The organism is Microbacterium sp. Bi128 (assembly GCF_918698205.1).
Genome location: NZ_CAKKMM010001627.1, coordinates 1 through 1,073 on the forward strand (window position 1 = coordinate 1; position 1,073 = coordinate 1,073).

Genomic DNA, 1,073 nt, shown 5'->3' on the forward strand with positions numbered 1-1,073 from the left:
AAAGCTAAGGAACACCAGCGCCATGCCGGCAAGGATCAGTGGGGTCACTGAACCGTCTCGGACGGGGCCGCTTTGCCGGTGAACGCGGTCAGGAGTTCGCGCTGCAGCCCGAACATCTCTTCCTTCTCTTCCGGCTCGGCGTGGTCATAACCCAGCAGGTGCAGGATGCCGTGCGTGGTCAGCAGCAGCATCTCGTCCTGGGTGGAGTGGCCGGCGTTGCGGGCCTGGACCTCGGCCACCTGGGGGCAGATGGCGATGTCGCCGAGCATGCCCTGCGGCGTCGGCTTGTCCGGCGTGCCCGGGGTCAGCTCGTCCATGGGGACGGAGAGGACGTCGGTGGAGCCTGGCTCGTCCATCAGTTCGAGGTGCAGCTTTTCCATGGCCGGTTCGTCCACGAGCAGGATGGACAGCTCCGCCTGCGGGTGGATGTAAAGGCTTTCGAAGATGAAACGCGACAGCGCCACGAGCCCGGCCTCGTCCACGACGACGCCGGATTCGTTGTTGACCTCAATGCTCATGCGTGTTCTCCCCGCGTTTCCCGGGCAACGGAGTGCTTGACCCGGTTCCTTTGGACTTCGTCCCAGATGCTGTAGGCGTTGACGATATCCCCCACCAGGCGGTGCCGGACGACGTCGGAGGCATCCAGGATCGAGAAGTTGACGTCCTCGATCCCCTGCAGGATCTCCTCGACAATCCTGAGCCCCGAGCGGGTGCCGAAGGGCAGGTCCACCTGGGTGATGTCACCGGTGACCACCATCTTGGAGCCGAAGCCCAGACGGGTCAGGAACATCTTCATCTGTTCGGGCGTGGTGTTCTGCGCCTCATCGAGGATGATGAAGGCATCGTTAAGCGTGCGGCCCCGCATGTAGGCCAGCGGGGCGACCTCGATGGTGCCGGCGGCCATGAGGCGGGGAATGGATTCGGGGTCCATCATGTCGTGCAGGGCGTCGTACAGGGGCCGCAGATAGGGGTCGATCTTGTCGCTCAGGGTGCCCGGCAGGAAGCCGAGCCGCTCCCCCGCCTCGACGGCGGGACGGGTCAGGATGATGCGGCTGACTTCCTTCTGCTGCAGG

Annotated in this window: 2 protein-coding genes; both read right to left on the reverse strand. The window is 64.6% G+C overall.

Annotated features, from left to right (window positions below; translation table 11 throughout):
• Window positions 1–44: 44 nt before the first annotated feature.
• Window positions 45–518 carry an rRNA maturation RNase YbeY gene (gene ybeY / locus LQV45_RS35055; RefSeq protein WP_028276709.1) on the reverse strand — a complete coding sequence of 158 codons (474 nt, stop codon included), beginning with the start codon at window positions 516–518 and terminating at the stop codon, window positions 45–47.
• A partial coding sequence (locus LQV45_RS35060) for a PhoH family protein (protein WP_230012615.1) occupies window positions 515–1,073 on the reverse strand: 559 nt, incomplete at its 5' end. The genes ybeY and LQV45_RS35060, both read right to left, overlap by 4 nt.

Excerpts from the sequence above, each read along its gene's own strand:
- ybeY (WP_028276709.1), bottom strand. The coding sequence starts at position 518 with ATGAGCATTGAGGTCAACAACGAATCCGGCGTCGTCGTGGACGAGGCC.